7 protein-coding genes are annotated in these 6,829 nt (G+C 71.1%); 1 reads left to right on the top strand and 6 read right to left on the bottom strand.

From position 1 onward, the window contains the following. Positions 1–77: 77 nt before the first annotated feature. Complete coding sequence (locus AB0I32_RS12455; protein ID WP_357506289.1) at positions 78–899, bottom strand: metal-dependent hydrolase; 822 nt, start codon at positions 897–899, stop codon at positions 78–80. A 167-nt stretch (positions 900–1,066) separates the two neighbouring features. Then, positions 1,067–1,567, bottom strand: a complete 501-nt coding sequence (locus tag AB0I32_RS12450) for a GNAT family N-acetyltransferase (protein ID WP_357506287.1) — start codon at positions 1,565–1,567, stop codon at positions 1,067–1,069. A gap of 160 nt (positions 1,568–1,727) precedes the next feature. On the opposite strand from AB0I32_RS12450, the gene AB0I32_RS12445 reads away from it, so the two are divergent. Then, a complete protein-coding gene (locus AB0I32_RS12445; protein WP_357506285.1) occupies positions 1,728–2,789 on the top strand; it encodes an LLM class flavin-dependent oxidoreductase in 1,062 nt (353 codons plus the stop codon). 94 nt (positions 2,790–2,883) lie between these two features. On the opposite strand, the gene AB0I32_RS12440 is transcribed toward AB0I32_RS12445, so the two are convergent. The 4 genes from AB0I32_RS12440 to AB0I32_RS12425 form a co-directional block, all read right to left on the bottom strand. Further along, positions 2,884–3,354 (bottom strand): HNH endonuclease, encoded by a 471-nt coding sequence (locus tag AB0I32_RS12440; protein ID WP_357506283.1) that lies wholly within the window; start codon positions 3,352–3,354, stop codon positions 2,884–2,886. A 526-nt stretch (positions 3,355–3,880) separates the two neighbouring features. Continuing rightward, a complete protein-coding gene (locus AB0I32_RS12435; protein ID WP_357506281.1) occupies positions 3,881–5,158 on the bottom strand; it encodes an arginine deiminase in 1,278 nt (425 codons plus the stop codon). Next, entirely contained in the window at positions 5,155–5,877 is a 723-nt protein-coding gene (locus AB0I32_RS12430; protein WP_357506279.1) for a DUF1684 domain-containing protein, read from the bottom strand. Before AB0I32_RS12430 ends, AB0I32_RS12435 begins: the two co-directional genes overlap by 4 nt. Positions 5,878–5,927: 50 nt before the next feature. Next, positions 5,928–6,809, bottom strand: a complete 882-nt coding sequence (locus AB0I32_RS12425) for an intradiol ring-cleavage dioxygenase (protein ID WP_357506277.1) — start codon at positions 6,807–6,809, stop codon at positions 5,928–5,930. Positions 6,810–6,829 lie beyond the last annotated feature (20 nt).

The following is a 6,829-nucleotide window of genomic DNA, read 5'->3' as shown; positions in this document are numbered from 1 at the left end:
TACCCTGGACCGCCTGGTCCACCGCCTGCCCGTCACTCACTCGGACAGGCGCTCTACCTCGCGGTCCTGCTTCGGGGTCAGGCGGGGAAGAGTGCCACGAGGTCGTACCAGACGGCCATGGTGTCGAAGCCCATCTGGTCCAGCAGCGCCCAGACGATGCCGACGACCGCGTACAGCGACATCGGGATGAGCAGGATCCACTCGCGCACCGACCCGGCGCTGCCGAGGATCGGGATCGAGAGGTTGCCGCCGGTGCGCCACATCCAGTCGAGCTCGATGCCGCGCTTGTTGCGCATCCAGTACGGGGAGCGGAACTTCAGCGGCCACAGCAGCGGCACCCCGGCGGTCGTGATCAGGTCGCCCAGGATGTGCACGACGCAGCCGAGCGCCACGCTGAACGGCATCCAGTACCACTCCTCGGGCGCGAAGATCGCGATGAGGACCGCCAGCGTCACCGACATCGTCCACGGGAAGATCTTCGTGTCGCGCGTGATCTTCAGCGCCTTCAGGGCGAAGGCGACGAGCAGCACGCACATGATGCCCGGGCCGATCAGGATCGCCCCGAACTCCGCGGTGCCCGTGTCGATGCTCAGGAAGCTCAGCGCCCAGGCGATCGCCGTGAACACGGCGACGCCGAGGATCGAGTGGGTGCCCTTGCGGTGCCCGCCCGACACCGCCTCGATGCCCTTGACCACCACGTTCGACACGGGCTTCAGCGAGTTCGCGATGGTGCCGGAGTGATGGTCGGCGTCGGGCAGCAGCGCCGCGCCCGCGCAGACGAGGGCTCCGGTGAACACGCTCGCGTCCGACACGGGGTACCAGCCGAAGGCGATCGGCGTCGAGGCGGTCACAGCGATCCAGGCCGCGGCTCCCGACGCGGCGTGGTGGCCTCCCATCATGGTGGTGTGCGCTCCAGTTCCCGGGTCTCCCCGAATCGACAGATAGATGTGGCAGCGGGCCCGCCGGCACCCGGCCGGGCAGGCCGAAGTCCCTGGTGGCAGGGCCGAGCCAGGGCATTGAAGCAGGTGAGAGCGGTGGAGCGGGGGACGGCGCGCCGATCCGGCGGTCAGGCGCCCGTCACGTACGCGTAGTGGTGGAAGTGCTGGTCGCGGACGAAGCCCTCGGACTCGTACAGACCCTGTGCCGCGACGTTGTCCCACGCCGTGGCCAGGGAGACCCGGATGGCGCCGGCCTCCTTGGCCCGGCGACACGTCTCCCGCACGAGAGCACGGGCCGCGCCCGTCCCGCGGGCGTCGGGAGCGACGAACAGGTCGTTGAGGACCCAGGAGCGGCTCAGGCTCACGGACGACCAGGTGGGGTAGCTCTGGGTGAAGCCGACCACCTCTTCGGCGGCCGAGCCCTCCGGCCTCGCGCCCTCCGGCCCCGCGCCCTCCGGCCTCAGCACGGCGATCAGGAGCACGCAGTCGCCCGCGTCGCGGCGGGCGGTCAGATAGGCGCGCGCTTCGGCGTCGGGCACCTCCTGGTCGTAGAACCTGAGGTACTGACGGAATAGGTCGACCACGGCATCGACGTCGTCGTCGGTCGCGGGGCGCACATCAACAGACACCTCGCGATCATGTCAGGCCCAAGGGGGTGGGCGCCATGACCTTCGGCGATACCGCGACGATCCCGCGGGTGATAGATGCGCGCGGCGCGCGAGCCCGCCGCTGGCGAATACGGCGCCCCGCTCCGGAACACGCCGGACCCCCTGACGGTTGACAGAGGCGATGAATACCCAGCCACGCTTGTCCGTCCTTGACCTCGTGCCCGTCCGTTCGGGCCAGACCAGCGCCCAGGCCCTGTCGGCGTCCCTCGAGCTGGTGGCGCTCGCCGACCGCCTCGGTTACGAGCGCTACTGGTTCGCGGAGCACCACAACATGGCAGCCGTCGCGGCCTCGTCGCCGCCGGTCATGATCGCCGCAGCGGCCGCACGCACCTCCCGGATCAGGGTCGGGTCGGGCGGTGTGATGCTGCCGAACCACGCCCCGCTCGTGGTCGCCGAGCAGTTCGCGGCGCTGGAGGCCATCGCGCCCGGCCGGATCGACCTCGGCATCGGCCGCGCCCCGGGCAGCGACCCCGTGGTCACGTCCCTGCTGCGCGCCACGGGACCGACGGCGGACGTCGACCGGTTCCCGCAGCACGTCACCGACATCCTGAGCCTGATGGGGCCCGACGGCGCCCGCCTGCGCCTGGTCTCCGGCGACATCTACGACGTGCGGGCCACGCCCGCCGCCGGGAGCGTCCCGACCGTGTGGCTGCTGGGCTCCAGCGACTACTCCGCGCGGCTCGCCGCCGAGCTCGGCCTGCCCTACGTGTTCGCCAACCACTTCTCCGGCCAGGGCATGGACCAGATCCTCGCCCTGTACCGGGACGGCTACCGGCCGTCCGAGGAGCATCCGGAGCCGCGCACGTTCATCACGTCCAACGCGGTGGTCGCGCCGACGTCGGACGAGGCGCGCGACCGCGCCCTGCCGCAGCTGCGGCAGATGGCGAGGCTGCGGTCGGGTCAGAAGCTGGGCCCGCTGGAGACGGTCGAGGACGCGGTGCGCGCCACCGCCGACGAGCCCGCCGGCGGGCTGCTCGCCCAGTCGATCGAGGCGATGCGGGAGCGCTGGCTGATCGGCGACGCCGAGCACGTGGCCGCCGAGGTGCGCGGCCTGGCCGAACGGCACGGCGTCGAGGAGGTCATGCTCGTCCCGGTCGCCGGGTCGCGGGCCGACGAGCCACTGGACGCGACGCCCGGCCGGGCGCAGACCCTTGAGCTCCTGGCCGCCGCGCTGGCCTCCTGAGACACGACCCCCTGACACACGAGCAAAGGGTCAGGTGATCGGCACTTCGCAGTTGCCGATCACCTGACCCTTTGCCTACCTCACCGTGCCCGGGCTACGCCGCTCGGGCTGCCCGGTGCCGGATGGCGCGCGCGTACTCCGCCCGCGGGACGTGTGGCGTCACGTAGAGGACCATGCCGGCCTCGGCCGGCGTACGGTCCGCCTTGAGCGAGTTGCACTCGTAGCAGGCGGCCACGAGGTTCATCCACGTCGAGGGGCCCCCGCGCGACCGCGGCAGGATGTGGTCCACCGTCTCGGCAGGACCGCCGCAGTAGGCGCAGATGCCGTCGCGCCGCTTGACGCCCAGCTTGGTGCAGGCTGGCGCCCCGTCCGACTTGTAGAGCCACCGCATCGTGACGTACCGGACCAGCCGTAGCACGCGCGGTAAGGGGAACGGCCCGAAGGAGCGGCCGTCGACCGCCTCCTCCACTACCGCGACCTCGCGCACGAGCATGTGGATGGCGTGCCGGACCGATACCCGGTGCAGCGGCTCGTAGCCGGCATTGAGGACTAGGACGTCGGCCACGGGCCTGCTCCTTCCGGTGAGCTTGTCGTTCTCGTTCTTCTCGTTCTTCTCGTGATCGTCGGTGGTGCTGTTGTCTCGTGCCGTTCTTCCAACTGCCCCCGGGACGACAAGAGCCGCCCGGGAAAAGGCATCCCGAGGCGGCTCACGTTCGCTGGTCCGGCAGAACCGGATCAGCGGCGTATGGCGCCTCGTATGGCCTCACGGCCGTCTCGCAGGTGCGTCGCGGTGGTCGGGTAGGACGAAGCGGTGGTCGCACTGACCTTGCACAGGCCTGAGGCCTGGAGCGCGATGCTGATGCGGGCCATCGTGGGTTTCGTCCTTCCGTCTCGTTCTGATCTGACCGTATGAATTTGGCTTGAGCTGATACCCCGGCAGGTAGCAAAGGCACATGACCTGCCGCCACGGCGCGAGTCCGTGTGTGAAGAAAGGTACAACGAGGACTTGGTAGCGTCTATGGCTTTTCCGGAACTGCAACCCAAGGATGCATCAAGTCTTCGGCGTGGCGCCGCAGCACGGCGTGTCGTACCTACCAGCTCACGGGCTCCCGGATGATCGGGCACGTCATGCAGTGGCCGCCGCCTCGGCCGCGGCCCAGCTCGCCGCCCGCGATCTCGATGACCTCGACGCCCGCCTTGCGCAGGAGGTCGTTGGTGGTGGTGTTGCGGTCGTAGGTGAACACAACGCCCGGCTCGACGGCGACGGAGTTGTTGCCGCTGTCCCACTGCTGGCGCTCCGACTCGTAGACGTCGCCCCCGGTCTCGATGACCCGCAGCTCGCCCAGCCCGGACGCCTGACCCACGACGTCGAGGAAGGACGACCCACCGGCGTCCGTGACGGACACGCCGAGCGGTCCGGAGTCCGGGCGCAGCACGAACGGGTGCACCCGGTCGACGATCCGCGGGTAGACGGTGACGGTGTCGACGTCGACGAACGTCATGACCGTGTCCAGGTGCATGGCCGCGCGCAGGCGCGGCATGCCGGCCACCACTATCTGCTCGGCCGCGCCCTGCTCGAACAGCGACGCCGCGACCTGCGTGATCGCCTGGCGCGAGGTGCGCTCGCTCATGCCCATGAGGACCGTGCCGTTGCCGATCGGCATGATGTCGCCGCCCTCGAACGTCGCCTCGCCGTGGCTGGTCTCGGGGTCGCCCCACCACACGCGGCTGCCGACGAAGTCGGGGTGGAACGCGTAGACCGCCTTCATGAGCAGGGTCTCGTCGCGGCGGGCCTGCCAGTACAGCGGGTTGAGCGTGAGGCCGCCGTAGATCCAGCAGGTCGTGTCCCGCGTGAAGAGGGTGTTCGGCAGCGGCGGCATGAGGTACTCGCGGGCGTCCGGGCTCATGTCCGCGAGGGCGCGGAAGCCCGGCGGCAGCTCGGGCACGTCGGCGACCGCGAGGCCGCCGATGAGGTACCGGGCCAGCTCGTGCTCGGGCAGCGACTCCAGGTACTCCCGCGTCGCGTCGACCAGGCCGTTGCCCACGATCTCCGGGACGATCTTGCGGTCCAGGAGCCAGTCGCGCGCGCCGGGTACGCGCAGCGTCTCGGCGAGCAGGGCGTGCAGCTCGACGACGTCGACGTCGCGGCTGCGCAGCTCGCTCACGAAGTCGGCGTGGTCCTGCTGGGCGCGTTCCACCCACAGGACGTCGTCGAACAGCAGGCCCGCCGAGTTGGACGGGGTGAGGCGCTGGTGTGCCAGGCCCGGCGCGCAGACCAGGACCTTGCGCAGGCGGCCGACCTCGGAGTGGACGCCGTACGCCGACGAGGGTGAGCCGGCAGGGGGCGGTGTGATGTCGATGGTGTTCATCGGGCGCTAACGGTACGCTCACCGACCGGGACCTCGACGTCGAGCGTGTTGCCCGGCTGTGCGAGCGGGCACGTCCACGCCGGGTCGTAGGCGCAGGACGGGTTGTAGGCGAAGTTGAGGTCGAGCACCAGGTCGCCGACGCCGTCGTCGTCCGGCCCGCCGCCCGCGCCGCCGTCGGACCCGCCGGCGTGGCCGAGCCAGGCACCCTTGATCGTGTCCAGGAGGTAGCGGCCGCCGCCGTAGGTGCCGCCGGGTGGCCCGGCGAGGGCGTCCTTGATCGGCACGAACAGGCCGCCGCCGTACGAGGCGAGGCGCCAGACGTCGAGCGTGCCGAGGTCACCGAGGGTCTCGTGCCGGAGGGCGACCGTACCGAGCAGCTCGAACGGTACGACGCCGTCGGTACCGGTGGGGACGTCGAGGCGGCGCGGGGCGCCGTCTGGCCCGGGCTCGGCGGGCACCACCGGGGCGGTCAGGCGCCAGGCCGGGTCGTACGGGGTGACGGACAGGCCGGTGAAGCCGGGCTTGTCCTCGGGCAGGATGGGCGACGCCGGATGGGTCGCGAAGAGCTCGTCCCGGGCCGCGACCCACCCTGCGTGCGCGGCCGCCGGGTTCACCACGGCGCGGGCACGGACATCGGCGTACAGCGCGAAGACGCGCCGCCGCCAGTCCGCGGTCTGGAGGGCTGTGGTGACCGGGGACGTGGTGGCAGCGTGCGTCATGCCTCCGACACTACCCAGGCACACCGACATCCACCCGGGCGCACCGGCACTCACACGGGCACACGGAGCGTGGCCGTGTAGCCCTGGCCCACCGAGCCCGACGTCTTCGCCATCTGCAGCGCGAACCCGTCCGAGAACACCATGTCGGAGTCGAGGGTCACGCCCTGCAGGTTCGCGACGCTCTGCTCGTAGCCCGCCGTCGCGTACACGGCCTCGCTGACGGCCTGGGGGAGGGCGAGCTGCGACGTGCGCATCCGGTTCGTGGCGCTGGTGGCGTCCTCCAGCGAGGGGTAGACCTCGAAGTGGATGTGCGGCCAGCGGCCCGGGTAGCAGGCGGGGAAGATCGACGTGAAGGTGACCGTGCCGTCGGCGTCGGCCTCCTGGACCCCGCGCAGGTAGTTCTGGTCCGTGATGTCGTACATCGAGTACCTGCCCTCGCGGTCGCAGTGCCACGCGTAGACGGCGGCGCCCGCGACGGGGGTGCCGGCGTCGCCCTCGCCGGAGACGTCCACGACCGTCAGCGAGAAGGTGAGCGGGATGCCTTCCGCGGTGCCGGACGAGTCGCCGAAGCTGGTGGTGATGTCGCTGCGCACCACGCCCGTCGTCGTCAGGATGTTGGGGCCGTTGGTGCCGTCGGCGGGGAAGGGGCCGCCCGTCTCCTCGGGGATCTCGCCGGAGCCGACGTCGGCCTGGCTGTCGCCACGGTCGCCCGACGACGGGCCGCCGGTCGGCGCTCCGGTGGATGCGTCGCCGTTCACGCCGGAGGTGGGGGCGCATGCGGCGAGCGCCGCCACCAGACCGCCGACGCTCAGCAGGCCGATGGCGTGCCGCCGGTTCAAGAGGGTGGGCAGGTCGTGGGAGAGCCCGAGGTCGTGCGGCTCGGGGGCCTCGGGTGTGGGTTCGGTGCTGGATTCTGTGCCGGGCGACGTCATGGCCCGAACGTAGGTCGCAC

Origin of the sequence: Promicromonospora sp. NPDC050249 (assembly GCF_040656015.1) — a bacterium.
In the GTDB taxonomy this organism is placed as follows: Bacteria; Actinomycetota; Actinomycetes; order Actinomycetales; family Cellulomonadaceae; genus Promicromonospora.
This window is presented reverse-complemented; position numbering and strand designations above follow the sequence as displayed.